Origin of the sequence: Ideonella dechloratans (assembly GCF_021049305.1) — a bacterium.
In the GTDB taxonomy this organism is placed as follows: Bacteria; Pseudomonadota; Gammaproteobacteria; order Burkholderiales; family Burkholderiaceae_C; genus Ideonella; species Ideonella dechloratans.
In genome coordinates, this window is sequence record NZ_CP088081.1 from 2554429 (window position 1) to 2579621 (window position 25193).

Below are 25193 nucleotides of genomic sequence, written 5' to 3' on the forward strand. Positions count from 1 at the left end.
TCACGAGCCCTTTTCTTCCGGAGCCGCATGCTCATCGGCACCACCGGCGCGCACCCAGTCATCCACCTCGGACACCTGGAACTTCCACAACCGACCCACGCGGTGCGCTGGCAGGCCTTTGCGGTCGATCCAGCGGTAGATCGAATCGCGCGTGACACCCAGATGCTCGGCAATCTGGTCCACGGAAACCCATGGTTCAGCGGTCATGGTAGGGCTCCGGCAGCAGCGGTTTTGGCGGCATAAAGTCGGTGTAAATCGCAAAGGATGCAATTTATCAGGTTGAAGGGCGGCAGACGAGGGTTCGATGCCGTGGGCATCATCTTTTTCTTGGCTTCTTGATCGTTCAGCGCGTGAATGGTGGCGTCATCCATCAACCAAGGAGCCCCGCGATGAACACCAAGACCACCGCCATCGACACCTATCTCGCCCGCACCGCAGCCATCCACATCAAGGTAGCCCGGCTGCGCCAACTGGCCGACAACCACTTCGGCCACAACCTGGACGCCATCCACTGGGGCCACGCCGGTGACCTGGGGCGGGTGGATCAGGCACTAGATGATCTGCTGGCGATCTTCGACGATCAGGCTAAGTAAGGGAGGCCACGATGGAGGCACTGCCGAAACTCTCCCCAGCCCAAGCCCTGTTGCTGCGTACCGCCACTCGCCGCGCTGATGGGCGCGTGATTCCGCCCGAAACCCTGCGCGGCGGCGCGCGGGTCAAGGTACTGGCCGCGTTGCTGCAGCGTGGCTGGATCGAGCCTGCCGACGACGGCCACGTGATGACCGACGCGGGCTACGCAGCCATCGGTCTGCAGCGCCCCGCACCGCTGGATGACGTCCAGTCGATGGACACCACCGACGACCTCCAACTTCTGGAGGGCATCCCGGTGCGCCCTGGCACCAAGCTTGCCGCACTGGTGATGGTATTGCGCAGCCCGCAGGGGGCGACCAGTCTCCAACTGATGCTGGCCACCGGCTGGCAGCCCCACACCGTGCGCGGAGCCATCTCCGGGATGCTGCGAAAGCAGCTCGGCCTGAACGTGGTGCTGGCGCACAACGACATCGGTGAACGGGTGTACCGGGTGGTCTGATTGGCTGCCAAGGGTGTCCAGTTTCTGGAGGCCCTTGCACATACCCCGGCGCGCCTGACGCATCGGACACAGGTTGTCGTAACTTCCCGTGAGGCACGCGCACGCGTGCAGAGAGTTACGTAGAACTGTGTCTGTTGCGTCAGACCGTGCGCAAAGGCTCGTGGGCCGATTTCTGCAATCCAGGCAGCGAATCAGCCGCAAACCCGCGCCAGCATTGAGTTTTTATCCCTGGCCGTTTTTCGCATAGCCTGGGTGCAAACCTGCAAACCGGGTACGCACCCAGGTTCGCACCGTCTGCGTTGCCGCCATCCCCCACAGGCCCGCGTTCATCGGACATTCTTCCCACTGCCCCGCACCGCCGGGTGCGAACCGCAAACCCTGCAAACCTTGTTTTTGGGTCGGACGGTGGCGAGATGCTGCGCTCGCGCCCCCCGTATTGGAATATCGCCAGGAAGGACCCCTTTTGCCTGGGGCATGTATGCGTGCGCCGACCATAACAATAGACGCTGACCATCACCATCGTCACAACCATCACGGTCGATTGCCCGGCGTGACAGTGGTGATGGTTGTGACGGTTGCCGCCTGTTGTTTACACCGGCGAGCACGCAGATATGCCTGGCGATCCGACCGTCACACGCCGTCGGGCTCCTGCATCCACGCCGGGATATCCCGCTGGCCGTGCAGCACACGCCAGATATCGATGTGGTCCGGACGCTCGACGTAGAACACGAGGTGCGGGTAGCGCGTCAGCGGCCATGTGCGCAGGCCCGGCAAGTTGAGTTCATGGGCATAGCGAGGAGAGCCGGTGGCCGGGTGGCGACCGATGTGCCCGAAGGCCTTCTCCAGCGCATCGACGAAACCCAGTGCCACGGCTTCGCCCGCCTCACTCAGGTAAAAGGCCACAGCCTCATCCACATCCCGGTTGGCCTGCTCACGCGGGATGACTGGCTTGGCCTTCACGCCTTGGCTGCGGGTTTGGCGGCCTTGCGCACCCGATCCCGCAGCCCCTCGAAGTAGCTGGCATCGGCGGGGGCCGCCGGGGCGGATGCTGCTCCGGCCAACAACAAGCCGCGCAGCTGCAGACGGTCCTGGTCCTTGCGGATCAACTCGCGCACGTACTCGCTGCTCGTGCTGTAGCCGCGCTGGCTAACCTGTTCGTCCACGAAGGACTTCAGAGTGTCGGGGAGAGAGATGTTCATCGTGCTCATGGCGCAAGTGTGGGTTCTTTGGCAAAATTTGGCAAGACCCATATTCCACCATACCGAAAGAAGGCATCCATGCCCAACTCGAACAACTGCCTGCGCTACTGGGACCTGGCTGACCACATCCGCATCGATGACGCCATCGCCCTGTGGTGTGGCGTGGAGCCTGCAGAGCTCGCCAGCCTGAATTTCGAGACCCAGTGCATGAGCGCCAAGCGGGCCGCGCTGGTCACCGCCCTGCGCACGGAGCGCCTCGAATATGAAGACCTGGGCATCGTCACCTCGCGTGGTCAGGTGTTCAAGGGCGCTCCCATCGACGAGTTGCTGGAGAAGGATCGTCTGGTCATCAACAAGGCCAGCCTGCGGCGGTGGTTCGAGCAACTGCCGTTCGAGGACCGCCCAGCGTTTTTGTTCGACGAGGCCAGGCAACCCGTTCTGCCCGATGGCAGCGAGGCAGCCGAGATGAACAGCCTGAAGGCTATCGCCCTCATGGCGCATCTGTTGGCCAAGTCCGCCAGCAAATACCAGGTCGGCAACCGCCCGAACGCCTCGGCCATCAGCGAGGCTGTTATCCAGGCGGCCGAAGAACTGATGCCCAGCGACACTCGCGGCCTACTGTCCTTCAACAAGAAACTGGGCGAGGCGCTCAAGCTGTTCGGGCCGGAGATCAATGGGCACCGGACTTGATGATGGTTTTTTGAAGTTCAGAAAACCTTTTTGAACTTCCTGTTCGCCAAGTTCGAGGCGAACCACGATGGCGGTATTCCAAATGAACCCGAAGGAATGCCGCCATGCCCAAAAGGGCCCGAACATCACACATTGCCAGCACCGCTGATCTGCGTGCTGAATTTTGGCAAGCGCCCGTCGAGGCCTTGCTCGACCGTAAAACAGCGGCCGCCGGGATGGGCTACACCGTCGGCTGGCTGGAGTGGTCTGCCACGCACGGCGGCGGCCCCATCCTCACCAAGATCGGACGCACTGTCCGCTATCGCAAGGCCGATGTGCTGGCTTGGCTGGACGCCAACAGTCGCCGCATTGCGCGCACCTCTGAACTTACGGATCGGGGGTGATGGTGAGCGCGTCCATCCCTTCCCCGGACGAAGTAGTAGAGAACGACCGTCACCACCATCACGACCATCACACGGTCGAGGTGGATACAGCGGCCACTCCGGCACCGACACCAGACAGCGATCCCGTTGGCGTGATCGAGGCGGCACTGGTCCGTCTGGTCGATGACGTGGGCGTGCTGGCCGAGGAAGACGTGGTGCGCGCCTTCTCGATCCTCAAGGCCACAGACCTGCCCGACTACTTGCGCCTGCGTCACGCCGCCAAGAAGGCCAACCGCGACTGCTCGGTGACGGTGCTCGACAAACTGGTGCGGGACGAACTGCCCGGCAGTGATGACGATGTCAGCGCGCTCGATGAACTGGTCGCCCTGGCCCGGGCGCAGTGCCAGTTGCACCACGACGCCGACCGCAATGCGGTCGCCGTGATTCCGATGCCCACTCGGCGCGAAGTGTGGCGGGTGTATTCCTCAGGCTTCGAGGAATGGCTGCGGGCCGCGTACTGGCGTGCCAAGGAAATGGGCGTGCCGGAGACCACGATGAAATCGGCCCTGGCCACGCTCGCCGCTGCAGGCATCAATGATGGCGACGAGATCGAAGTTCACGTCCGTGCCGCCCGCTGCGACGACGGCTACCTGATCGATCTGGCCGATGAGCAGTGGCAGGCCATCCACGTCACCTCCCAGGGCTGGCGGATGGTCAACGAATCGCCGGTGTATTTCACCCGCACGCCTTCGATGCGTCCGCTGCCTATGCCAGTGGCTGATGGCGATGTCGGGTTGCTCTGGCAGCACACAAACATCCCGGCACACAGCCGCGTGATGGTGCTGGCGTGGCTGCTGGACTGCTTCCGTCCGAACACCGCTTTCCCGGTGCTGGAGCTGGTGGGCGAACAAGGCTCGGCCAAGTCCACCACGCAGTCCGTGCTGCGCAGCCTGGTCGATCCCAACAAGGTGATGCTGCGTGGTAGACCCAAGACGGTGGAGGACGTGTTCGTCGCCGCCGCCAACAACTGGCTGGTCAGCTACGAGAACCTCTCTGGCCTCACGCCCGAGCAGCAGGATGCCTTTTGTACCCTGGCCACCGGCGGCGGTTTTGCCTCGCGTCAGCTTTACACCAATGGCGAAGAGCACGTCATGGAAACCAAGCGGCCGGTGGTGCTCAACGGCATCGCAGTGGTCGCGACGCGCCCCGACCTGATCGACCGGGTGATCCACGTCGATCTGCCGACCATTCCCGCCGATGCCCGGCGTGACGATGCCGATACGCACGCGGGCTGGGAACGCGATCAACCCAAGGTCTTCGCGGGTCTGCTGGATCTGTTCTCAGCGGCGCTGGCCATCCTGCCAACGGTCAAGCTCACCCAGAAGCAGCGCATGGCCGATTACGAACGGCTGGGCGAGGCAGTGGCACGCGCCTTGGGCTTCGCGCCCGGTGAATTCCAGCAGCAGTACGCCGAGCTCGTGCGTGCGGGCATCGACCGGGCCTTGGAAAGCAACGCTGTTGCCCAAGCCCTGGACAAGTACCTCGCCGAGCGCGTGCTGCCCATCAACTGGCAGGGCACCGCCGGCCAGCTCTACGACCTGCTAAACACCCACAGCATCCCCGACCGCAGCAGCTGGCCGCGCTCACCCAAGGGCCTGTCGGACCAGCTGCGCCGCATCGCCCCGGCCTACCGCGCCAAGGGCATCGACATCACCCACCTCGGCCACAGCCGTGAGGGGGCGCGCTGGCGCATTGCCCAGACCCGTTCCCAAACCAATCCTGCCACGCCACCCGGCATCGAGGGTGGCACTCGATATGGAGCTCACCGTGAGTAATTCCAATTTGCACCCCGTCTGGGCCAAGGCCCTCGGCGTTCCTACGCCGTCATCGACAGTGTTGCCGCCCAAGCCAGCAAACGCCTCGGTTATGGCATCTGAAGCGACAGACGGCTGGCAAGTCATCGCCGCCGTCAATCCACGTCCCGGCGCACCGGTCGGCATCAAAAAGCAGGTCGGTCCACACCTGTGGATCAGCACGACCGTGCGTCCCGGCGACCCGCGCTACCCATCCGCCCTGCATGTCTGAAACCTCAACCCATTGGAGCCACCATGAGCCTGCTTTCTCAACTCAAAACCACTGTCAAGAAGTCACCTGCCAAGCCCGCCGTTCCGACCATTGAGCCCCCGACGCCTGCGGCTACGGAATCTGTTTCAACCAGTCCTGCCGACGATATCTGCGATCTGGAGACCCTGGCCGGGATGCTTCAGCAGCTGCAGACCCGTAATCAGCAGTATCAGCGCGCCGTCGATGCCTTGGTCGCAGCACGCCGTGTCGTCAACGGCTGGGACCCGAAGCCCGAACCCGAATTGATCTGGTCGGTGCGCCGCGAAGTGCTGGTGGCGATGGATGACCAGGATGCCCTGGCGCGCTTTGACCGCGACCACGCGCAAGACCTGGCGGCCGAGCAGGCTGCACGCCACGCGGCCACCCAGCAAGCGCTGGAGGCACCGGCACGGGTCAAGGCCCTGGAGCAGTACATCAAGGACCTCGCTGCTGAAATGGCGGGCGATGTGGATGAGGGCTTCATCCACAAGGAAATGAAACGGCTGTTCGAGCCCAGCGCACAGCGGATGCTGACGGCGGCACAGGCTTTCGTACAGGCGTGGCGGGAGATGAGGACGGTCGAGTCCTGCCTGAAGAGCGCGTTTCGGCTGACCCACTACAGCGTCCAGGGTGATCGCCGCAGCGGTTACGAGATGTCCTTGATCGGCAAGGCCAACGATGGCGACCTGCTGCCCAACCTGATCGAAGGCGTTGCTTATGACGATCTGGTGGACCTGAATCGCCAGTTCCGCCGTGGTGACGATGTGCTGTCGCGCCAGATCAATCAGCAACTGACTGAAGCCGGAATTCCTGCAGGGACCCTGCGTGTGTATCACCCCGGCGCTGCCAGCGACGACCGTCCGATCTACGCACCCGATCCGAACCCGCCGCGCAAGCGTCCTCCGGAGTCGCCCTTCGGCGGTGCCACCGTGGTCACGATCCAGACCTGAAGCACTGCACCACAGGCGAAATGGGTCCTTCCTCGCCAAAACGCAATACGGGGGGCGCGAGCGCGCTGCCCCGCTACCGACAGAACCCGAAACGGGGTTACCAGTTACCACCCCGGTTACCGCCCGGCGCCGTGCCGGGTTACCACTCAAGGAGCCTTTGATGAACCACACGACAGAACCCCAAGCCAGCGATGGCAATCGCCACGTGCCTGTTGAACGCCTGCAGCACTACAACCCCGAAGTCGAGCAGCGCGTGCAAGGTTGGCTCGACGGTGGGAAGCCACTGGTCTGGATTCCCATCCTCAGCCAAGAAAACTTTCCCGACACACCACCCGACCTCCTGCAGTGGGCAGATTCACATCAGGCCGCATTCCACGTACAGATCCACGAACCCGCTGACCTGTTGCTGATGCCAGAAGGTGTGACCGGGTGGTTGATGCCCTCCGATGCGAACGACACCGATGTGGCCTGCGGCGTCTGGAACGGAGAGGTCTACATCCTGGGCGTCAAGGACCAACGCACCGGGCGTGCGCAGACCTTGTTGGGCGAGCGTTTCGATAAAGCGACAAATCAGGCCGATGAAGGTGACCAGAGCGCGGTTTGACTTGGCTTCTGCCCGCCACAGAGCGTTCATGGAGCTGTCTCAACCACAGGAGTTTGTGCAATGACAGATAGCAAGAACACGGGTGGCCCGGCCGCGCCCATCTCGGCCCAACTGGCCGCACTGCCGTCCCTGCCGATGGCCGAGCTCTGGGCGCTGTGGGATCAGCACTTTCCCCGGCGGCCCAGCCACCGCAACCGCAATTACGTCGAATCGCGTCTGGCCTACCGGATCCAGGAACTTACCTACGGCGCACTGCCCACCAACATCCGCAAGATGCTGGTTGAGGCCGGTGCCAAGCATTCCAAGATCAAGTCGGCCGCCGGGCGCAGCGCGCAGACCCTGTTGATGCCCGGCACCACGCTGATCCGGGAATGGGATGAGCGCGAGTACCGCGTGACGGTCACGCCCGATGGCCTGTATGCCCTGGATGGCCAGGTGTTCAAGAGCCTGTCGGCGGCGGCGCGCCACATCACGGGCACGCGCTGGAATGGGCCGAAGTTCTTTGGTCTGCGCGATGGCAAGGGGGCTGCTCAATGAACGCGCCCTTGCTCGTGCCACCCAAGCGCTGCGCGGTGTACTGCCGCGTATCCAGCGACGAACGCCTGGACCAGTCCTTCAACTCCATCGATGCACAGAAGGAAGCCGGGCACGCATTCATCAAAAGCCAGAGCCACGAGGGTTGGATTGCCGTGGCCGATGATTACGACGATGGCGGCTTCTCCGGCGGCAACATGGATCGGCCTGCCTTGCGCCGCCTGATGGCAGACATCCAGATGGGCAAGGTCGACATCGTGGTGGTTTACAAAATCGACCGGCTATCCCGCTCGCTGGCGGATTTCGCGCGAATGGTGGATGTGTTTGACCGCCATCGCGTCAGCTTCAGCGCCGTCACCCAGCAGATCAACTCGGCCACTTCGATGGGCCGGCTGATGCTCAACGTGCTGCTGTCGTTTGCGCAGTTCGAGCGCGAGGTCACCAGCGAACGTATCCGCGACAAGATCGCCGCCAGCAAGGCCAAGGGGATGTGGATGGGCGGGCCGTTGCCGCTGGGGTACGACGTGCGGGATCGGCTGCTGATCGTGAATGAAACGGAGGCCACGCTAGTGCGCCGGATCTTCGATGATTTCGTCACCGTTCGCTCGGCCACGCTGATGGCCAAGGCCTATGGCGCGCAAGGCGTGGTCACCAAGGGCGGCAAGCCTTTCACCAAGCAGACCATCTACAAGATGCTGCACAACCGGATGTACCTGGGCGAGATCGTCCACAAGGGGCAGAGTTTCCCTGGCCAGCACCAGGCCATCATCAGCCAGGCGCAGTGGGACGCCGCGCACGCGTTGATCGCCACCGATGGCATCGAACGGCGGCGCGAAACCAACGACCGCCAGAGCGAACCGGTGCTGCTGCGAGGCCTGCTGTTCACGTCTGATGGCGAACGGCTGGTACCCAGCTACACCAAGAAGAAAGGCAAGACCTACCGCTACTACAGCCCGATCAAACACCGGCGCTTTGGCGCATGGGCCAGTCAGCACGGGCCGTTGCCTGCGGTGCCAGTTGAAGAACTGGTGACCGAGCAAATCGTGGCGGCGCTGTCGGCCCCGCACATCGTGCAATCGGTGTGGGACCGAATGCAGCACATCCGGCCTGACCTCACCGAGCCGCAGGTCGTGCTGCCGATGCGCAATCTTGCCAGTCTGTGGCGGGAGTTGTTCCCCGTCGAGCAATGCCGACTGGCGCAACTGCTGATCGAGCGCGTGGTGATTGCCGACAGCGGGCTGGAAATCATCTGGCGCGATCAGGGCTGGCAGGAACTGGCTGGAGAGTTGCTGCCCGGCACCATCGGTGCGGAATTGCAGGAGATGGAGGAAACCGTATGAAGCCCAAAGTGCAGCCACTGGGCGCAGCCATCGCCCGCGAACGCCGGGATGGCGGGCAGGTGAAACTGTCCACATTCATCCCGATGAAGATCAGGAAGCGCGGCGCCAGCAAGGTGGTGGTGCGGCCGGATGGGGCGGTCGAGTCGCCGGGCAAGGTCGCCAGCCAGATTGACCAGCCCCTGCTGGTGGCCCTGACGCGGGCTTTCTACTGGCAGCAACTGCTCGACGATGGGGTGGTGGGCAGCGGTAGCGAGATCGCCCAGCGCGAGGGGTTGCACCACTCGACGGTCAACGAGCTGCTGCGTCTGACGCTGCTGGAGCCGGCCATCATCCAGAGCATCCTGGCCGGGCAGCAGCCCAAATGCATGAGCCTGCTGTGGTTCCAGCGGCATCCGCTGCCGAACGACTGGGTGGCGCAGCGGGAGGTGGTGGCGGGGTTCGACGCCTGACCGAGTTACGAGCCCTCGATGACCCGTGCCACATCACTGCGGCATTCGGCGCACTTGCCCACCAGCAGAAAGTCGCCACCCTTGATGGTGCCGCTGAAATTGGTGATCGTGGTTTCGTGACGGCACTGGCCGCACCAGACGTTGGACAGCAGCCGCTGGCGAATGTCGGCAGGGATGGACTCCCAGCGCTGGCGGGCCGGCTTGGTAAAAGTGGGCAGTGATTCGATGGTCATGGTTCAGCGGACCCAGCGACGGGCGTCCTTCAAGAGCAGCAACAATTGCTGTTCGCGCAGCGGTGACGCGATGAACCCGAACCGGGTGTAGAACCTCGCCGCTTCTTCATCGATGGGGTGGGTCAGCATGGCACGGATGCCGGCCTGTTCGGCAATCAGCATCGTGCGGCGAATCGCGTCCTGCAGCAGGCCAAAGCCTATCCCTCGCCCCTGGTCCACCACCGAGACAGCGAGCCTCGCCAGAATCACCACCGGCAACGGGTACTGCCCCATCCCCTTGCGAATGCGCTCCGGCGCCTCCAGCGTGTCGACTTGTCCCACGGTCAGGCTAAAGTAGCCCGCCACGCGGCCATCGTCCTCGGCAACGACAAAGGTCTTGGCCGAGCCACTGCCCTGCGCCTGGCGGGCGTGGCGCAACAGCCAGTCATTCAACGCGGGCTTGCCGCAATCAAAACCTTCCAGCCGATGCTGCGCGGCCAGAGGCTCCGGTGCGCGCAACGTCACTTCGTATCCCAGGGCGCCTTGCGGGCAAACAGGTCACGCAACCCCTCGTTGGCTTGTTCGGGGCGATCCAGCAGATCCATCAGGGCCTGGTACTGGCTGCCCGAGACCATGAACAATCGTTGGTCCAGCAGCGTCTGCTCGGCGGCCAGGCACGCGCTGTCGAGGATGAAGTCGGTCAACGACTTGTGGGCCACCTCGGCGGCACGGCGCAGCACCACCTCCTGTTCGGGGGTAGCGCGCAGCCCAAGTCGGGCAGAACGGGCGGAAGGCGACGATGCAACGGCAGTCATGGCAGCACCTGTTTTGTTAGATCAACTGCCGCAATGTTAGTACAAGTGACGCACACCGTCTAGTTGTACTGGTGACTGGTGGTCTTGGTTGACGATGAACCGCCGCGCGTAAGTGCTTGATTTTGCGAGAGCCAGAACTGCGCCTACCCGCAGGCCAAACGGAGAATAGAGACGGCTCTGGCCGAGAAAGTGGCCGATTTCGAGCGTTTCGGGTGATGGTCACCCGCAGCACAGGTGGCCGGAACCCCGCGTGGTGCGGGGATTTCAGGCAAGAAAAAGGGCCCGGAGATTGTCCGAGCCCTTGTGTATGGTGGGCCGGGGTCACTCACACTCTCCTATGAAAGTGTTGCTTGCGTGAGACGAGTTACCCTTAAAGTTACCCTCAACCGCTCTCCACTGAACGGCTAGCGCTTGGCCTTTACCGGCTTTGTTTCTGATCCATCTTCCTCAGGCGGCAATGCTGACCTTTTCGAGGGACGGCCCGTCACGAGAACAGTGACAATCCCAACCAGAGTCCCCCCACCCAGAACCATGCCTAGGGCCGGTTGACCATGCAGCCCGACATAGGCAGCGATGAGAAGCCCGAGAACCGCAATCACGGCGCCGAATACTAAGCCGCTAAGGCGCTCAATGAGGATAAACGTATCGACTCGATTGGTTCTAGCACGGCGGTGCGCCGCTTCCTCTTCCGTCGCAGTCTTCACCCAGTCAACCAGATCAGGACGAAAGTTGTGCAGCTGCTCCAGCTGCGGCACAGGGAGAACGGGGCTATCTGACTCGTGAGCCGTCAGCTGCAGGCTGTCACCGTTCCTGGAGCGCGCTTGCAACTGTGCGTGCCTTGCCATCCCCCCGTCCCTTCATCTTCGTCTCGGCCTTAACAACGGCCTTTTTTACGTCTTTTCCGACCACGCGCACATCGCCATACAGACGCACTGCGTCTGAAGCGAAACCGCCAGAAACAGGATATCGCCGGGGCGTCACATAGCTGTCAACAGACAACCTGAACCCATCAAGCAAAGTCAGAAATAGTTTCATAGTCGCTCCTACTCTTCCCTGCAAGGCCCACTCCTTTCGGAGGAGAACAGAACACGGAGGCGTGATACATCCCTAGGAGTCACTCTCGTCGGCACCAGTTCCGCTAGCAGACGAAGCGGATCACTTAGTGCGCAGAATAGTGCGACTGTACACTGACTCCTCATTCCCTCGTATCGGACAGAAGAACGGCGTTTGTAGGTCAGAACCCACACGACCGACACGGATCATCACCGTGCACGACTTTGTTGGATGGAACCATTCCTACTAGCACACTAGGATGCGTCGCTGCCAGCTTCCTCGCCCCGCCCTCCTCTGCCTCCCCCTCGCATTCCTGCCGGGCGCATCTTTCGCCTGGGGCGCCATCGTCCACCGGGCCATCGCAGCGTAGACCTACAGCTAGCTCTCGCCCAAGGCCCAGGCGCGATGTGGACGCGCGCGCCCCGGCGCGCTTCAGTGGGAGGGAAATCTTCAGTGACCTGAAATTTTCTTCAGAACCCCAGCGAGGCCAGATTTCTTCTTCAGGCGACACCGCTCCAGGATCTATGCGATGGGCCCGTGGCCACGCTGGCCAGCATCTCCATATGGGCCGATAAGCACCGCTCGCCGGCCACAGCCCGGTGGCGCTCCGTCAACACCGCCGCGGACGCAGGCTGCCACTACGTCGCAGAGCGTGACTGCGCGGTTGGTGCGTGCGTGGTGGGCGCGATCGAGCGCAAGGCCGCAGTCTTCCGTTCAGCAGCGCCGGCACCGGAACGCCTAAAGGCCCTGAAGTACCTCATGTGCGCATTCCACTGATGGCGGACAGTGATTCCATTCCCATCGCGGACAGCGTTCCAGGCGATGGCGGACACGTTGCGCGGGTGTCCTGAGTGACGCTCAAATCGTAGCCGAAGTGTCCGCCATCAGCGTGGAATGGCGGTCGGCGCGGCCGGCTCAGACGGCCTTTGCCAGCTTTCTCATCGACTCGCCCTTGAGGGCTATCTTGTGCGAGCCGTGCACGATGCGGTCCAGGATGGCGTCGGCCAGCGTGGGCTCGTCCAGCCAGGCGTGCCAGGCCGTCACCGGCAACTGGCTGGTGATGAGCGTCGAGCGCGCACCCACCCGGTCGTCGAGCAACTCCAGCAGGTCGTTTCGCTCGTGCGCGGCAATCGGCGCGATGCCGAAGTCGTCCAGGATGAGCAGGTCCAGCCGCGCCAGTTGCGCCAGCCGTTTGCCCAGGCTGCCATCGCCGTGGGCCACGTGCAACTCCTGCAGCAGCCGTGGCGCGCGGGTGTAGAGCACCGAGAAGCCCAGACGCGCGGCCTGCTGCCCCAGTGCGCAGGCAAGCCACGTCTTGCCGCACCCGGTGGCGCCGGTCAGCAGCACGTTGTGGCCATGGCGCAGCCAGTCGCCGCCGGCCAGGCTGGTGATGACCTCCCGGCCCAGGCCCCGGCTGGCGCGCCAGTCGATGTCCTCCAGGCAGGCACTGGAGACCTTCAGGCGGGCCGCCTTGAGCAGGCGCTCCAGGCGTTTGCTGTCACGCCAGTCCACCTCGCGCTGCACCAGCAGCGCCAGACGTTGTTCAAAGGGCAGTTCGCTGGCTGTGATGTGGGTGGCCGCGTCGCTGAGGGCGGCCACCATGCCGTCCAGGCGCAGGGCGCGCAGTTGGTTCAAGGTCTGTTCGTTGAGCATGGTTCTTCCTTGTTGGGTTTGCTTGCGCGTTGGAGCTCAGTGGTAGTAGTCCGGCCCGCGCACGTTCTCGTGCAGCGGCAGGCTCGCCTGTGCGGCCATCGGCGCATCCAGCGGCCGCTGGTCCAGGCCGCAGCCCAGGATGGAGGCGATGCTCTTGTAGGACGGTGAGCGAATCGACTGCGCCCGCGCACAGGCGGCCTCCAGCCGGTCAGCCCCGTACTCACGGCCCAGGCGCATGAGGCCCAGACAGGAGCGGTAACCCTGCTCGGGATGCTGGCGGTGCTCCATCTGCCAGCGCACCACGGCGGCGGTGGCCGCACCCACGCGCTCGCCCCAGGCGATGAGCTTGGCCGGCGTCCACTGCAGGTGCGCCCGGTGCGAGGCCGGCATGTGCTCAGGTGTGGTGGTGTGTGCACCCCGGCGGGGATTGAGGGCGTGGGCGGCCACCCGTTTGCCGCCATGCAGGACTTCGACCGTGCCGGCCGTGATGCGCAACTCCACCGGCTCGCCCACCAGGGCGTGGGGCACCGAGTAGTAGTGGCCATCGAGCTCGACGTGGTAATCGATGTTGACGCGGGCGGGTTTGAAGCGCGCGATGGGCATGCGCACCGCCGGCAGGGGGCGCAGGGCCGGCCGGTCAAGCTCGGCGAAGGCACTGGCGCGGTTGCCCGGCAGCTTCTTGAACGCGCGCTGGTTCAAGTCCACCAGCAAGGCGGCAATCGCCCGGTTGAGCTCGGCCAGGCTGAAGAAGGTCTGGTGGCGCAGCCGGGCCAGAATCCAGCGCTCGACCACCTGCACGGCGACCTCCACCTTGGGTTTGTCGCGTGGCTTGGCCGGGCGCGCGGGCATCACGGCCAGGCTGTAGTGCGCACAGAGTTCTTCGAGCAGGCGGTGCGCGGTGGGCTCGTAGCGGTCGGGGCGGGCCATGAGGGCGCGCGGCTGGTCGGGCACCAGCAGGCGGGGCACGCCGCCGATGAACTCCAGCGTGGCAATGATGCTGGCCACCCAGTCAGCGGCCTTCTGGCTGGCAGTGGCGCAGGCGTAGGTGTAGTTCGATGCGCCCAGCACTGCCACGAAGACCTGGGCCGGGCGTATCTCGCCGGTGCTGGCGTCCACGACGGGCACGGTCTGGCCGGCGTAGTCCACGAAGAGCTTGTCACCGCCCGAGTGGGTCTGGCGCATGGAGCGCTGCAGGCGCCGGGCCCAAGCCTTGTACTTCTCGCAGAAGGCGCTGTACTTGTACGCCTGACCGCTGTGCTGTTGCTGGTATTCCTCCCACAGCAGCTGCAGCGTCACGCCAGGTCGGCGCAGTTCGCGGTGGATGTGGGCGTGGTCGGGTTCGAGGTGCCGGGACTCGCGCGCCACGGGTGGCTTGTAAAGCCGGGCCTGGAGTTCGTCGTCGTTCAGGCTCTGGGCCGTAGCCCAGTCCACGCCGGCCACGCGCGCGTAGCTGGCTATCTCGCTGACAGTGGATTTGGAGATGCCGAGGGCGGCACCGATTTGACGGGTGCTCAAGGCCCCGCGGTGCAGCAGTTGCAGTGTGTGTCGTAGTTTGCTCATGGTGACCCTGGGTGTGGGCATCGCTGGCTCCGGTCAAAAAAACCGGGCAGCGTATGCCGCGTTCGGGTCACTCAGAACACCCCGCAGGTGTCCGCCATCAGTTTGGAATGCTGTCCGCCTTCAGCGTGGAACACTGTCCGCCATCATGGTGGAACACTGTCCGCCATCAGCGTGGAATCGTGTCCGCCATCGCGTGGAATACGCACTCATGCACCTGGTCGCCGATGTGCACCAGCCGCTGCACGCTGGCCAGGCTGCGGACAAGGGCGGCAACCTGTACCAGGTGCATGCCTTCGGCCGGGGCACGAACCTGCACGCGGTGTGGGACTCGGGGCTGGTTCTAGAAGCGCGCAAGCTGTCAGCCATACGAACGGCCCTCTTGAAATTAGAGACAGCGGCCTCAACTAATGTTCACTGCGCGTGTGGCGAAATCGGTATACGCGCCAACTTGCCCAAGGGCCTTAGATCACGGGCCTTTGGGAAGTTGGTGGGGTGTGAGCCCCATAGGGGTTCGATTCCCCTCGCGCGCACCATTCCCCGTCACGCCCCTTGCTTGGCGCCATCAGCACAGCGTCCCTTGACAACCCGCACGGGTAATCCGGGATTCTGAGGATCACTTTCGGCAGCCAACTCACGGGCTTGTTTCAGCCGAAGAAAGTCGGCTGGCTAGCCCGCGGTCATGGTCTCCGCTGTGGGCCGGTCCTGGGCGCGGCGCTTCCCGGGCTACCATTCCCATCATGAGCACCGAACAACTCCACGCCAAAGGCCCAAACGGCGAAATCTGCATCATCGAACGTATCAGCGCCAGCATCGATACGAGCAATCTGAGCGGACGGTCCAGCCTCACCGGTCTTGCATCGTACCGGCTCGCCACGGGCGAACGACTCAACCCAACGGAAGACCCGAAGGTGTTCGCGTCGCTCGACGGGCAGCGCCGATACTCGTTGACCTGAGCCGACACTGGCCAGCCCCGCCTCTACCGTCGCCACTGCCGTCTCAAAGTGCTCGCACGTATGGCGACGAGCTGTTGGTAGCGGCTGGATTCGTCCTTGGTCAAGCCCATTTCCGACGGAGGCAGAGCAGTGCGGTCGAACCAGGCGGCCGCACTGGTTCCTATGCCATGAGATCCGGCGTTCTTCTCTGTCAACGCCAGCAGCTCCCCGCACCGACGCTCTGCCCGCAATGTCCTGAAGAGGTGATGTCAGGCAGCTGACCTCTGAGGCGTGAGCTGAACGACATTGGCCGGCTGATCTCCAGTTGAGTAGCCCAGCAGGGACTGCATGATTTGGGGCCTCACACGCATCTCGCGAGCGACAGCGGCTTCTGGCACGCCGAAATGCTCCCTCATCACCTTGAGGCTCTCCACGATCACCTCAGGATCCTCGCGTGGAATCAAATGGTCTTCCGTCTCGCGCTGCGCTTCGCCATGCCGGTTAAGGCCGACATAGCCCGCCCTCGCTTGATCTTCGGTGAACAAGCCAAGCTGTCGAGCTCGGAAAATGAGCGCCGCCTTGGATACGCCCCAGCGCATCTTTAGCTCGGACAACCCCGTCCAATTCAAACGCGTACCTCGCAATGCCATCCGGCATTCGGTAGCAAAGGCACTGCGCGGTAGTAGCAGCGCACTAGCAAACCGGTTGGCCTGGGCCTCGGTCAAGCGATCACCGGTAAGGACACCGATGTGCAGCGAAAAGTGCCCCAACTCATGAGCGATGCCGAAACGCTCACGGCAAGCTGATCGCCCATCGGCGTTCAATGCAATCAGGGGCCGCTTGGTCGCAAAGGAAACTGCGTCGATCTCTGGCGCCAGCCCGCGCACTCGCATGACGACAGCCCCCGCGTTCTCAGCAATCCGCGTCACGCTGCTCAAGGGCCCCATGCCCAAGCCGAACAGTGCCCGGAAGGCTTCCGCAGCACGCTCAATAGCCTCCGTCGTCTCCGCATCGGCCTCCTTCACCCGGTACGAGGGCAACTCAACATGCTCGTCGAGCACGCCGATCAATCGCTTGAGCATTTCACCCCGCGCACGAGCAACCTGACGCAGCGCCACCTTAGTTGTTAGCTGTCTGCGGAAATGGCACTGCTCGTCAACGATGGGGTTGGTATCGACGTAATGAAAGAAGTCGGGCAGCACGCCCAACTCTTGGGCCAGACTCTCTTGGAGCTGAGTCGATGCGACCTCCGCACCAGTTTCGATGCGGCTGAGGAACTGCTTGGACACGCTGACCCTGTCGCCCAAGTCCGTGAGCGACAGGTCGTGAAATAAACGGGCCAGTCGCAGATTGCTCCCAATGAATCCTGTGCTCATTGAACAGCTTCTGTGGCCGCGTCGCCTTCGTCGCGGCGCTTGGGCCCGATTTGCGGCTTGCCCACAGGCACCATTGGAGCCAGGGGCTGTTCACCTTCCATACGCAGTACACGCACAGTGTCAGAGACCCAGCGACAAGCAACCTCGTCACTAGGCGTGAAGCCCAGGAGCTCAACGCGCGGCTCACCGGCCCCGTCCTGTCCGCGATCGATGATGAAGCAAAACCGCCCCGGCTCTCCAGGGCTAGCGAACTCAAGAAAACCCATCTGATGGCGGTTCGCAGTCAGCACAGCCTTCTTGGAGGGGTTGACCGGATCATCGTTACTAAACCGACAAGGCACGCCTCCGATTGTGAAGACGAGATCGTTGTTGCCGTTTGATAGACCAAGCCAATGATGCTTCCCAGATGCAACTTCGGCCACGATGCGACTGCGCTGCCGACCGAACGTCGTACAGCCGCGGGTATATCCAGTGTCAGTCCTCCGAGACAAGTCGTCCTCTGTCGCATAGAACTCCTCCAACAGCCAAGACGCCACCTCTTGAAGTCGATCAGAGGACAGAGCGGAGTTGAAAGCGACAGGCAAAGGAAGCGTCATTTGTGCAGATCCTTGAAATCGTCAATCTCATTTTTGTGCGAATTCCTATTTTCGTCAACCTCCCCAGCAACAACTGCATTCGGCCGTCACGTCGAGACCCAGATCGCCTCCTCGTTGCAAAGCAACGGCTCGGTCACTGCTCACTCCAGCGCTACGCGCCTCGCGGGTATCCGACGAGGTCGGCTGAAGCGCAACAGGCTGGAGACATCGCCCCAAGGACTGACCAAGGCCACCGCCGTCGATAACACTTGAGGCTGCTTCAGCACAACCGAACCGACCATGCCCAGCCCGCCCAAGCCTGTTGCCACGCTCGACTGTCAGACCCTCGACGGCCGCACCATCTTCGTGACGGTCGCCAAGGAAGGACGCCTCTATCACCTATCCACACCCGGCGAACGATCCCACATTTGCCATCCATCCGTCAGCAGCCTTGACGGTGTCAGGCGAGAGATCTTGCTGGTGTACCGCGCCCGCGTCGTCCCAACGATCTGACATACATGAAGCTCTTTGCTCGAGTCCTCTCGGCTCTCGCCGCGGTTGGTAGCCTAGTGTCGTCCGCACTCTGGCTGATATCAGCCAGCCAGCAGAAGAACGCGGCGTCACTAGCTAGCTCTGCTAGTTCGCTAGTCATGGTCGCGGCATCAGACACCATCAACTCCCAGCAACGCGACCTGCTGATCAACGCAGCCCATGGAGCCTCCACCGCAGCGAATGCGCTCGGCATGATCTCAATCGACATGAACCTCTATGCCGCCATCTCTGCGTTCCTCACCGGCGTAGCCGTCCTCCTGATCGCTTTCAAAGATTGAACGCCGGGGGTCTGCCTAATGGGCCAAATGCCCGGAGAGCGGGCCCAGCCGGCTCTCCGGATCATCGGGAATGGGCGCGGCAGCTGGGCCCATCCGCAACCCAGATGACAAGCCGCGTGGGTCTTTCCGGCTACCGTGGCATCTTCTCCCGCAGAGGAGAAGTTCATGGAGAGACGTTGTTTGAAGTGCGACCACCTGAACCCGGCCGCGGACGGTGGTGACCTGGAAGCCTGCCCGAAGTGCGGCGCCATCTACAGCCGGGTCGAGGCGACGGCTGCAGCCAAGGGCATCGAAGCAGTCCGGCGGCCGCGGCGCGAGCCAACCCTGGAGGCCCCCGCAGATCCGGCGCCGATCTTCTCCGACCGGGTGGAGTTATCCAGCCCGCGCGGCTCGGACCTTCAGGCCTTTGCTGCAGTCATGCGTGGCCAGTCGCTGTACCCGACCTTCCGCGGCCTGGTGCAGCTTGGGTACTGGGTGGGGATCGTTCTTGCGGTGCTCTGTGCCTTGGCCGGCTTCCTCTCCCCGGTCTTCGGTAGCGGTAGCGACCGGATTCTGGGGGCCATCGGCGGCGTCTTCTTTGCCCTCTTCTTCCTAATCAGCGCGAAGGTCGCCAGGGAAATGAGCCTCATGCTCGCGGACCTCAGTGATGCAGCGGTGCGGCTGGCGGCCAGGGCGGACAGGTAAGGAGCGCGGCGATACCCTGGGCAGCCGTCGTATTGCCGCGGGTAGACCCTCCTTCTTTGTGTCCAAGAGCGCCGGTTACCAACTGAGTTAACAGCAGAAGCGGGGCCACGGCGCACCGTCGGTACGCACCCGGTACGCAGCCAAACCGTCGGTTTAAGCTGGGGCTACCGGGCGCTTTTCACGCCCGTTCTCGTCCGGCGAACTGCCGGTAGTCCATGCGGGGGCATCGCGCTTCCACGCCGCCATGCACGCTGGGCATCTTGATCGGCTGGGGGTACTGGGATGGGTCGATCAGCGTGGCCTTCAGCTCCTCGACATCCCTGGCCCCACTGACTTTCATCAGAAAACGAACAAAGGTGGACGCCGGCTTGTAGCTGCAGCACCAATGCAGCATCAGGAAGCGGTGGAGCCCATCGTCATCTCCGATGAAAGAGAGGTCGCCAAAGTAAAACACCGGTGCGCCCAGCATTGCCTCCAGCTGCTGCGCGATAGGACGCATCGCCTCCCGCCAGGCCAGATAGGGGTGATCGGAAGTTGTCCACTCCTCCTCCATGCTGTCGTTCCAAGGCGGGCCCGGCAGGTACTCGAACATGGCATTGGGCGGCGGCAGCGCGGGCAAGCTCTCCAGCGACCAGGGGTCTGACCGGTTACCTGGATCGCTAAACATCGGGGTGCGGCTGGCCAGCTCGGCCGATTGGTCAAGGAAGTTGAGCAGCGAGGGCGACACGGCACCACCCGTGGCCTTTGAACCATGGGGCCGGTCGTTCTCGGCTCGCAGCCAGGTGGTGAAGTCGGCCACGGGCAAGCATTCGGGCGAGTCGGGGACGAAGTAGTCGAAGAAGGTCACCCAGCGGCTGTCGTCGATGGCAGCTCGCATCCGGGCGCAAGCGCCTTGGGCGCGTGCTTGCGCCACGTCCGCCGCCATGCCGTGATGACGGAGCAACAGCGACAAGGCTCGCTCCGGATCGACGTAGGGCCGGCGCAGACCGGCTGGCGGCTCCAGCAGGTAGAGGCCCACCTCCCACTCGCGTTCCTTGGGGACGCTCACGATGCCGCTGAGCGACGCCACGTGGCCCGGCTCCACGGCCGAAACAGGCAGCGCGTGCATCAGGGCAGAGAGATCGACCATCGCAGGATTCTGCTGCACATCACGGCTCGTGCGGCCAGCGTGCATAGTCAAGTTGGGCACGGGCGCTGGAGGGTGTGTATTGCTGGGACTCTGGATCAAACCACAGCGCGACGCGTCCCTCCCATTCGCCATTGCGCTGCTTGTCGCAGATGAGCATGGCGTCGGGCATCGTGTCGTCAATTCGCTTGCCGGCCTGGCGGTCCCGCTCCTTGGGCTTGTTGCGCCACACCAGCAGGAGGTTGTCCACCTGGTCGGTGATGGCACCGGATCCCTTTACGTCGCTCTTGTCGGGCGTATCCCCCTCAGACCCGAGCTTGCGTAGGTGGTGCACCAAGTGGACGTGCATGCCGGAATCGCGCGCAATGGCGGTCAGCTCGTCCACGAAGTCCTTCTGGCCGTTGTAGTCGTCTTCGCCTCGCACGCACTTCATGAGCGAGTCCACGACGAAGTGCTGGCACCGGAGTTCGTAGGCCGCATACCGCATGACGCCCAGGATCGTCTTCGTGGCCACGGTCCCCTGCTGGTCGTAGAGCCAGAGGCGCCCGTCCGTGTAGGCCGCCAGTTGTTCGAAGACCTCACGGTAGGCGTCAAGCAACGCCGGATCGGAGAGGCTACCGTCGGGCAGGCGCGCACCTGAGAACTGCCGTGTCATCCGGTCCAGCGTGCGGCTGGGCTTCATCTCGAACGAGGCGATGCACACCCGCTGCCCCTGAGCAACCAGCGACAGCGCGGACAACCCGGTCACCTGGCTCTTGCCGTGGCCGTTGACCCCCGCCCACAGGGTGACTTCGCCCGGCCTGAACGCAAAGTGGGCGTGAGTCTTGTTCCAAGGCAGGAAGCTCCGGGCCTCCTGCCTGGGTTTGCCCAAGTTCTCGACCATCTCGGCAAACCATTCGCGTGCGGGGCGGACCTTCTGACGGGCTTCGGTTTCGGCCATGTAGGCCGCAAAGTCGATCGTGTCCGAAGAAATCACTTGCGCCACGACATCACCCCCTTCGAGTCGATGATCTCGATTGAGGCGGTCTCGCCGCCCGGCCGCGGCGCATACACGATACCGATCACCCGCAATGCACCTGCCAGCGCCAAGGCCTCGACGACGGCATTCACTCGCTGCGGATCTATGCCTTCCACACGGGCCTCAAGACCATGCACCCACCGAAGATCCAGCAGCGCCAGCCGATCTTCCGGCTCGATATGCACATAGGCTTGAGGGGAATGAACGCCATACTCCGCATGAAGCTGTGGCCATTGCTCGGGCCAGCCACTGCTGCGAGCGTCGGTTTCGATCTCGACGCCGTAGAGGGGGACCAATCCCCTCAGACGCATCTGGATTAGCGCTTGATGTCCACGCATCAGAGCACCCCCTGCAGGTCGAGTTGCTGGTGGCTCGCCGTCACACCGGCTGGCTCATCCATCCACCGCCCTCCGTTCAGCCAAGTTGCTGCGTGGGGGACGAAACGCCCCGCCTCCTTTCGCCAGTCAGCGCCCTGGCTTTGCTCCCGGACGGCCTGAAGGATCAACGCCTGCAACTGCGGGTCAGGCTTCAGCCTGGCCCAGGCCTTCAGGGCATCCTGCTTTGCTTTGCGATTCGGATACAGCCCCCAGAATGCGTCGAATCCTTCGAGGCAAGCGGCTCGGGTTTTGGCAGCTGGCCGAGTCGTCGAAGAACTTCTATCCTGCTTTGACGGTTCCTGTCGGTTCAATGACGGTTCGTCTGCAAGGCTTTGCAGGGGCTTCATGCACCCCTTTGCAGAGGTTGCTGCACCAGATTGCATGGCTGCAACAGGGTGCAGGGGTGCAACAGCTTGCAGAGATGCACCGGCCTGCAGGGGTGCACTGCCTTGCAGGGGATTGCCCCCCAGAGATGCCAACATGATCCGATAGAGGTTTGTTCCTCTCGGAGCCCCGTTCTTCACCACGCACAATTCACCGCTGGCCTGCAGAGCGGCGAGGATGTAATTCGCATTCCTCGACTTCATGCGGCATTTGCGAGCAAGCGTGGCCACAGAGGGGTAGCTGTTGCCGTGGTCATCTGAATGGTCAGCGAGCGCCAGCAGCATCAGAAGCTCCGTACCTGTATGCCCGGATCGCTCGAAAACAGCGTTGATACACCGCACACTCAATTTCCCCTCCCTGCCTCTGGCCTGGCGCCCGGCAAACCCGCATATCGATCTGCGCTTCGGCATTCGGCGATCAATCGCAGAAGATCGGCGTGGCAGAAGTCATGCAACGGTGCCCAGTGGATGAAGCGATGTGTTTCCCACACGACTGAAAAGAAGCCGGATCCCTCGATTGCGCCGGTGGCTCGCCAGTAGCCTTTAATGCTCTCGTAGGTTAAGAGCTGCCCGGGAGGTGGGCGGAATCGACGCAGGGGCTTCTGGTTGGACTCGGGAGCGCTAGCGCGATCACACAACGATGCGTGACGCATGGCCTTACTCCCCTGTCCGTGCCGACTTGGCCCGCTTGGCAACAGCCGCCGCTGTCGCCTTCTGTGTGGTGGCGAACAGCCGGGCTGCGCCGGCTGTGTCCTGCGCACCCTGCTCGGCCAGGGCCGCCCAATAGGCACGCACGTCCGCCAAGCTCCACCGCGTGCAGCGGGGCCGGCGGATGACCGGCTGAGGCGCGCGAAGGGCGGCGACCTCGGCGTGCCACCAGCTCAAGGACATGCTGCCGATGCTGGCAGCTGTCGGAGCGTCAATAAGTGCGACGTCGGAAACCCCGCTCGGGAAGGAATGGAGAGCAACGCCTGTCTGGGCTTTTGTCGGCATGTGTGAAGCCAGTGAGTGGATGAGGCTTCACACTTTTCCGCCGCCACCTTGCCACACGCAACCACCCACCTTCCCACATGCGAAGTGGCAAGGTGGTTGGGCAAGGTCACCGAGACTATTTGCCTGGTGTGTGCTTGACCCGCTCGAGATTCAGTAGCTCTTGCCAGGCGGGTCTGAACTTGCTGGATGGGAAGCGCTTTTGAAATTCGAGCCAAGCAATCTGCTTGGCAGGTGATGGCTGACCATTCCTGTACGTCAAGTTCAGGGGGTCAAATCCATTCGTGACCAGAATCTCTAAGATCGCATCCATCTGTTCTGCGAGCTTGGAGGCTTTTTCCTTTGAGGCGCCAGGGAGGAGAGAAATCCCTTCCGGCTTGATGTAGCAATCCGGTTGCTCGATCCACAAGGCCTGCACCATTGCGCACCGCCATTCCCGCTCGGCTGCAGCGTCCCCAATGTCTAGCTGCATGGAAGCACCGAGCAGATGCGCAACGCGTTGACGCACCTCATACGCCTGTGACAACGCTGCTCGCACCTTCTTGCCCCGATCACCCAAACGGCCAAACGCGCGTTCGGCGTTCTCCTCTGCAGTTGACTCGGAGTCAGCTTCAAATACCGCTTCCCAGACAAAACTGCCCCAACCGTCCAACATCCAAGCGGCCAACTGTCCAGCTGTAAAGGGGAAAGGTAGCGCTGGCGTGCTGAGCGGATCAGGGCTGTCTGGGCCGTCGAGATCGCACGCAGGTGCCCATGCAAACAGTGTGCTCAGCGAAGATGGCAGCCAGACGCCTGTATCGCGTACTTCAAGGTCTCGCGCGCCCATGTCACCCAGATAGGTCTCCTGGATCGCGACGAACACCTCTCGACCGTAGCGGGGTACAGATAGCTGCTCCTGGCCGGCCATTTACGCGACCTCCTTGAACGGCAGCACCTTGGCTCCTTCGCGCAAGGCATCCAGGTAATCCGCCCACTGGGTCATCAAGGCCCGCCGCTGCTCAAGATACTGGGTCCGGTTGTAGGCGCGGCCGAGGGCGTCGGGCACTGCGTGAGCCAGTTGCGCCTCGATCACCTCCGGGGCAATACCCAGGCGCTCCGCGGCCATGGTGCGCGCCATGGCACGAAAGCCGTGCGCGGTCATATCGTCGTTGCCGTACCCCATGCGGCGCAGCGCACTGCGCACCGTGTTCTCGCTCATGCAACGGGTCTTTGGCGAGGTGACCGACGGAAAGACGAACGGCGTGGCACCGGTCAGCGGCTGCAACTCGCGCAGGACGGCCACTGCCTGGGTAGCCAGCGGAACCACGTGCGGCGGGCCGTTCTCCTTGTCAGCCTTCTTTCGCTTCATCACCTCCCCCGGAACGGTCAGGGTCGCGGTTTCCAAATCCACCCATGCCCACTCCATCTGCCGTAGCTCACCCGGACGAAGCAGCAACAAGGCCGACAGCGCCAGCGCGGCCCGCGTGACCGGGTGACCGTTGTAGTCGGCCACGTCGCGGAGAAGTTGCCCGGCCTGCTTGGGATCCACGATGGCCGCCAAGTGTTTCGTCTGGACGGGCGGCAGGGCGTCGCGCAGATCGGCGGCCGGGTTGCGTTGGCAGTAGCCCGCCGCGATGCCGTAGCGGAAGACCTGCCCGCAGGCATCCTTGGCGCGGTGAGCTGTCTCGATGGCACCGCGACCGGTGATTCGGCGCAACACCGCCAGCAGTTCCGGTGCTTCGATTTCAGCCAGGGGGCGGGTGCCAATCCAGGGGAAGACATCTTGCTCGAAGCGGGTCTCAGTACGGTCGGCATGGCTGGCGCTCACCTTGGCGCGGTGCACGGTGCTCAGCCACTCGCGAGTCACCGCCTCGAACGTGCCAGGCACAGGCAGCCCGGCCTCCACGATGCGCGTCACCTCCGCGGCTGCCGCCTTGGTGGACTTGTCGGCCTTGCGAACGTCGCTGGGGTCGATCCCCGTTGCGATCTGCGCCTGGGCCTCATCACGTCGCTGGCGGGCCAGCGTCAAGGGCACCGCCGGATAGACCCCCAGCGACAGCATGGACTGCCGGCCGCCGAAGCGGTAACGCAGACGCCACCACCCCACTCCCGACGCCTGGACATCCAACCGGAGTCCACCCCCGTCCGTCATGCGCTCGCCGCTCCCGGTGTCGAGTGCACGCTTGCAGGCGGCTCGGATGGCCTTGTCGGAGAGGAGGTTCAGGGCTGCCATGAGGGTAACTCTAGCAGCACCTACCCTCACATAGGGCCAGTTACCCTCAAAGCTACCCTCACGCCCCCTGGATGAA

At 63.3% G+C, this 25193-nt stretch carries 33 protein-coding genes, 1 tRNA gene and 1 pseudogene; 18 read left to right on the forward strand and 17 right to left on the reverse strand.

Translation table 11 applies throughout. The features are described 5' to 3' along the window. Together LRM40_RS11885 and LRM40_RS11890 are read right to left on the reverse strand one after the other, a co-directional pair. Positions 1-207: a helix-turn-helix domain-containing protein gene (locus LRM40_RS11885; protein WP_066695739.1), complete on the reverse strand. Its 207-nt coding sequence runs from the start codon at positions 205-207 to the stop codon at positions 1-3. Next, positions 204-371 (reverse strand): hypothetical protein, encoded by a 168-nt coding sequence (locus tag LRM40_RS11890; RefSeq protein WP_158515828.1) that lies wholly within the window; start codon positions 369-371, stop codon positions 204-206. The genes LRM40_RS11885 and LRM40_RS11890 overlap by 4 nt, the downstream gene beginning before the upstream one ends. Positions 372-389: 18 nt before the next feature. Between LRM40_RS11890 and LRM40_RS11895 the strand changes: the two genes are divergently transcribed. Together LRM40_RS11895 and LRM40_RS11900 are read left to right on the forward strand one after the other, a co-directional pair. Next, entirely contained in the window at positions 390-593 is a 204-nt protein-coding gene (locus tag LRM40_RS11895; protein WP_151123374.1) for a hypothetical protein, read from the forward strand. 11 nt (positions 594-604) lie between these two features. Continuing rightward, positions 605-1090: a DUF3489 domain-containing protein gene (locus LRM40_RS11900; protein WP_151123373.1), complete on the forward strand. Its 486-nt coding sequence runs from the start codon at positions 605-607 to the stop codon at positions 1088-1090. Positions 1091-1720: 630 nt separating this feature from the next. On the opposite strand, the gene LRM40_RS11905 is transcribed toward LRM40_RS11900, so the two are convergent. Then, positions 1721-2050, reverse strand: coding sequence for a type II toxin-antitoxin system RelE/ParE family toxin (locus LRM40_RS11905; protein WP_151123372.1), 330 nt, complete (start codon positions 2048-2050; stop codon positions 1721-1723). After that, positions 2047-2298, reverse strand: coding sequence for a type II toxin-antitoxin system ParD family antitoxin (locus LRM40_RS11910; protein WP_151123371.1), 252 nt, complete (start codon positions 2296-2298; stop codon positions 2047-2049). The genes LRM40_RS11905 and LRM40_RS11910 overlap by 4 nt, the downstream gene beginning before the upstream one ends. A 69-nt stretch (positions 2299-2367) precedes the next feature. Here LRM40_RS11910 and LRM40_RS11915 point away from each other — a divergent pair, with 69 nt between their 5' ends. The 9 genes from LRM40_RS11915 to LRM40_RS11955 all read left to right on the forward strand — a co-directional run bounded on the left by LRM40_RS11915 (position 2368) and on the right by LRM40_RS11955 (position 9321). Further along, positions 2368-2979 carry a hypothetical protein gene (locus LRM40_RS11915; RefSeq protein ID WP_151123370.1) on the forward strand — a complete coding sequence of 204 codons (612 nt, stop codon included), beginning with the start codon at positions 2368-2370 and terminating at the stop codon, positions 2977-2979. 104 nt (positions 2980-3083) lie between these two features. Then, a complete protein-coding gene (locus LRM40_RS11920) occupies positions 3084-3362 on the forward strand; it encodes a hypothetical protein (protein WP_151123369.1) in 279 nt (92 codons plus the stop codon). After that, entirely contained in the window at positions 3362-5176 is a 1815-nt protein-coding gene (locus tag LRM40_RS11925; protein WP_231067520.1) for an AICE element replication initiation protein, read from the forward strand. Before LRM40_RS11920 ends, LRM40_RS11925 begins: the two co-directional genes overlap by 1 nt. Next, positions 5169-5426: a hypothetical protein gene (locus LRM40_RS11930; RefSeq protein ID WP_151123368.1), complete on the forward strand. Its 258-nt coding sequence runs from the start codon at positions 5169-5171 to the stop codon at positions 5424-5426. The genes LRM40_RS11925 and LRM40_RS11930 overlap by 8 nt, the downstream gene beginning before the upstream one ends. A gap of 23 nt (positions 5427-5449) precedes the next feature. After that, positions 5450-6394, forward strand: a complete 945-nt coding sequence (locus LRM40_RS11935) for a hypothetical protein (protein WP_231067521.1) — start codon at positions 5450-5452, stop codon at positions 6392-6394. Between the two features lie 160 nt (positions 6395-6554). After that, entirely contained in the window at positions 6555-6998 is a 444-nt protein-coding gene (locus LRM40_RS11940) for a hypothetical protein (protein WP_151123367.1), read from the forward strand. Positions 6999-7058: 60 nt separating this feature from the next. Beyond that, complete coding sequence (locus tag LRM40_RS11945; protein WP_151123366.1) at positions 7059-7535, forward strand: DUF2924 domain-containing protein; 477 nt, start codon at positions 7059-7061, stop codon at positions 7533-7535. Beyond that, positions 7532-8872, forward strand: a complete 1341-nt coding sequence (locus tag LRM40_RS11950) for a recombinase family protein (protein ID WP_151123365.1) — start codon at positions 7532-7534, stop codon at positions 8870-8872. Before LRM40_RS11945 ends, LRM40_RS11950 begins: the two co-directional genes overlap by 4 nt. Continuing rightward, on the forward strand, positions 8869-9321 hold the full coding sequence (locus tag LRM40_RS11955; protein WP_151123364.1) for a hypothetical protein: 453 nt from the start codon (positions 8869-8871) through the stop codon (positions 9319-9321). The genes LRM40_RS11950 and LRM40_RS11955 overlap by 4 nt, the downstream gene beginning before the upstream one ends. Before the next feature lie 5 nt (positions 9322-9326). On the opposite strand, the gene LRM40_RS11960 is transcribed toward LRM40_RS11955, so the two are convergent. The 3 genes from LRM40_RS11960 to LRM40_RS11970 are packed head-to-tail and all read right to left on the reverse strand — an operon-like array spanning position 9327 to position 10348. Next, positions 9327-9554 carry a hypothetical protein gene (locus LRM40_RS11960; protein ID WP_151123363.1) on the reverse strand — a complete coding sequence of 76 codons (228 nt, stop codon included), beginning with the start codon at positions 9552-9554 and terminating at the stop codon, positions 9327-9329. Positions 9555-9557: 3 nt separating this feature from the next. Continuing rightward, a complete protein-coding gene (locus tag LRM40_RS11965) occupies positions 9558-10058 on the reverse strand; it encodes a GNAT family N-acetyltransferase (protein ID WP_151123362.1) in 501 nt (166 codons plus the stop codon). Then, entirely contained in the window at positions 10055-10348 is a 294-nt protein-coding gene (locus LRM40_RS11970) for a type II toxin-antitoxin system TacA family antitoxin (RefSeq protein ID WP_150094976.1), read from the reverse strand. The genes LRM40_RS11965 and LRM40_RS11970 overlap by 4 nt, the downstream gene beginning before the upstream one ends. Before the next feature lie 1590 nt (positions 10349-11938). On the opposite strand from LRM40_RS11970, the gene LRM40_RS11975 reads away from it, so the two are divergent. Further along, a complete protein-coding gene (locus tag LRM40_RS11975) occupies positions 11939-12178 on the forward strand; it encodes a phospholipase C/P1 nuclease family protein (protein ID WP_151123360.1) in 240 nt (79 codons plus the stop codon). A 138-nt stretch (positions 12179-12316) separates the two neighbouring features. On the opposite strand, the gene istB is transcribed toward LRM40_RS11975, so the two are convergent. Both istB and istA read right to left on the reverse strand, forming a co-directional pair. Further along, positions 12317-13054, reverse strand: coding sequence for an IS21-like element helper ATPase IstB (istB, locus tag LRM40_RS11980; RefSeq protein ID WP_151126053.1), 738 nt, complete (start codon positions 13052-13054; stop codon positions 12317-12319). A gap of 36 nt (positions 13055-13090) precedes the next feature. Beyond that, positions 13091-14635: an IS21 family transposase gene (istA, locus tag LRM40_RS11985; RefSeq protein ID WP_151126052.1), complete on the reverse strand. Its 1545-nt coding sequence runs from the start codon at positions 14633-14635 to the stop codon at positions 13091-13093. A gap of 187 nt (positions 14636-14822) precedes the next feature. Between istA and LRM40_RS21590 the strand changes: the two are divergent. The 3 genes and pseudogenes from LRM40_RS21590 to LRM40_RS12000 all read left to right on the forward strand — a co-directional run. Further along, positions 14823-14915, forward strand: a pseudogene (locus tag LRM40_RS21590) (S1/P1 nuclease); the annotation flags it as partial. 115 nt (positions 14916-15030) lie between these two features. Next, positions 15031-15147 (forward strand) — tRNA-OTHER (locus LRM40_RS11995). Positions 15148-15351: 204 nt separating this feature from the next. After that, positions 15352-15567 (forward strand): hypothetical protein, encoded by a 216-nt coding sequence (locus LRM40_RS12000; RefSeq protein ID WP_151123596.1) that lies wholly within the window; start codon positions 15352-15354, stop codon positions 15565-15567. 248 nt (positions 15568-15815) lie between these two features. Here the strand turns inward: LRM40_RS12000 and LRM40_RS12005 are convergent, their stop codons facing one another. Then, positions 15816-16922 carry a helix-turn-helix domain-containing protein gene (locus LRM40_RS12005; RefSeq protein WP_151123595.1) on the reverse strand — a complete coding sequence of 369 codons (1107 nt, stop codon included), beginning with the start codon at positions 16920-16922 and terminating at the stop codon, positions 15816-15818. Next, the gene (locus LRM40_RS12010) at positions 16919-17518 is read right to left on the reverse strand and encodes a hypothetical protein (RefSeq protein WP_151123594.1); all 600 of its coding nucleotides are present in this window, start codon (positions 17516-17518) and stop codon (positions 16919-16921) included. Before LRM40_RS12010 ends, LRM40_RS12005 begins: the two co-directional genes overlap by 4 nt. A gap of 279 nt (positions 17519-17797) precedes the next feature. Between LRM40_RS12010 and LRM40_RS12015 the strand changes: the two genes are divergently transcribed. The 3 genes from LRM40_RS12015 to LRM40_RS12025 all read left to right on the forward strand — a co-directional run bounded on the left by LRM40_RS12015 (position 17798) and on the right by LRM40_RS12025 (position 19011). Next, positions 17798-18010, forward strand: coding sequence for a hypothetical protein (locus tag LRM40_RS12015; RefSeq protein WP_151123593.1), 213 nt, complete (start codon positions 17798-17800; stop codon positions 18008-18010). Positions 18011-18015: 5 nt separating this feature from the next. Next, complete coding sequence (locus LRM40_RS12020; protein WP_151123592.1) at positions 18016-18327, forward strand: hypothetical protein; 312 nt, start codon at positions 18016-18018, stop codon at positions 18325-18327. Between the two features lie 180 nt (positions 18328-18507). Beyond that, positions 18508-19011, forward strand: coding sequence for a DUF4282 domain-containing protein (locus LRM40_RS12025; RefSeq protein ID WP_151123591.1), 504 nt, complete (start codon positions 18508-18510; stop codon positions 19009-19011). Positions 19012-19189: 178 nt separating this feature from the next. On the opposite strand, the gene LRM40_RS12030 is transcribed toward LRM40_RS12025, so the two are convergent. The 6 genes from LRM40_RS12030 to LRM40_RS12055 form a co-directional block, all read right to left on the reverse strand. Next, a complete protein-coding gene (locus tag LRM40_RS12030; protein ID WP_151123590.1) occupies positions 19190-20140 on the reverse strand; it encodes a hypothetical protein in 951 nt (316 codons plus the stop codon). A 19-nt stretch (positions 20141-20159) separates the two neighbouring features. Next, complete coding sequence (locus tag LRM40_RS12035) at positions 20160-21122, reverse strand: DnaB-like helicase C-terminal domain-containing protein (protein ID WP_231067523.1); 963 nt, start codon at positions 21120-21122, stop codon at positions 20160-20162. Beyond that, positions 21110-21493, reverse strand: a complete 384-nt coding sequence (locus LRM40_RS12040; RefSeq protein WP_151123589.1) for a hypothetical protein — start codon at positions 21491-21493, stop codon at positions 21110-21112. The genes LRM40_RS12035 and LRM40_RS12040 overlap by 13 nt, the downstream gene beginning before the upstream one ends. After that, positions 21493-22326, reverse strand: a complete 834-nt coding sequence (locus LRM40_RS12045) for a helix-turn-helix domain-containing protein (RefSeq protein ID WP_259372461.1) — start codon at positions 22324-22326, stop codon at positions 21493-21495. The genes LRM40_RS12040 and LRM40_RS12045 overlap by 1 nt, the downstream gene beginning before the upstream one ends. A gap of 697 nt (positions 22327-23023) precedes the next feature. After that, on the reverse strand, positions 23024-23812 hold the full coding sequence (locus LRM40_RS12050; RefSeq protein WP_231067524.1) for a hypothetical protein: 789 nt from the start codon (positions 23810-23812) through the stop codon (positions 23024-23026). Next, a complete protein-coding gene (locus LRM40_RS12055) occupies positions 23813-25117 on the reverse strand; it encodes a tyrosine-type recombinase/integrase (RefSeq protein WP_151123586.1) in 1305 nt (434 codons plus the stop codon). Between the last annotated feature and the right edge of the window lie 76 nt (positions 25118-25193).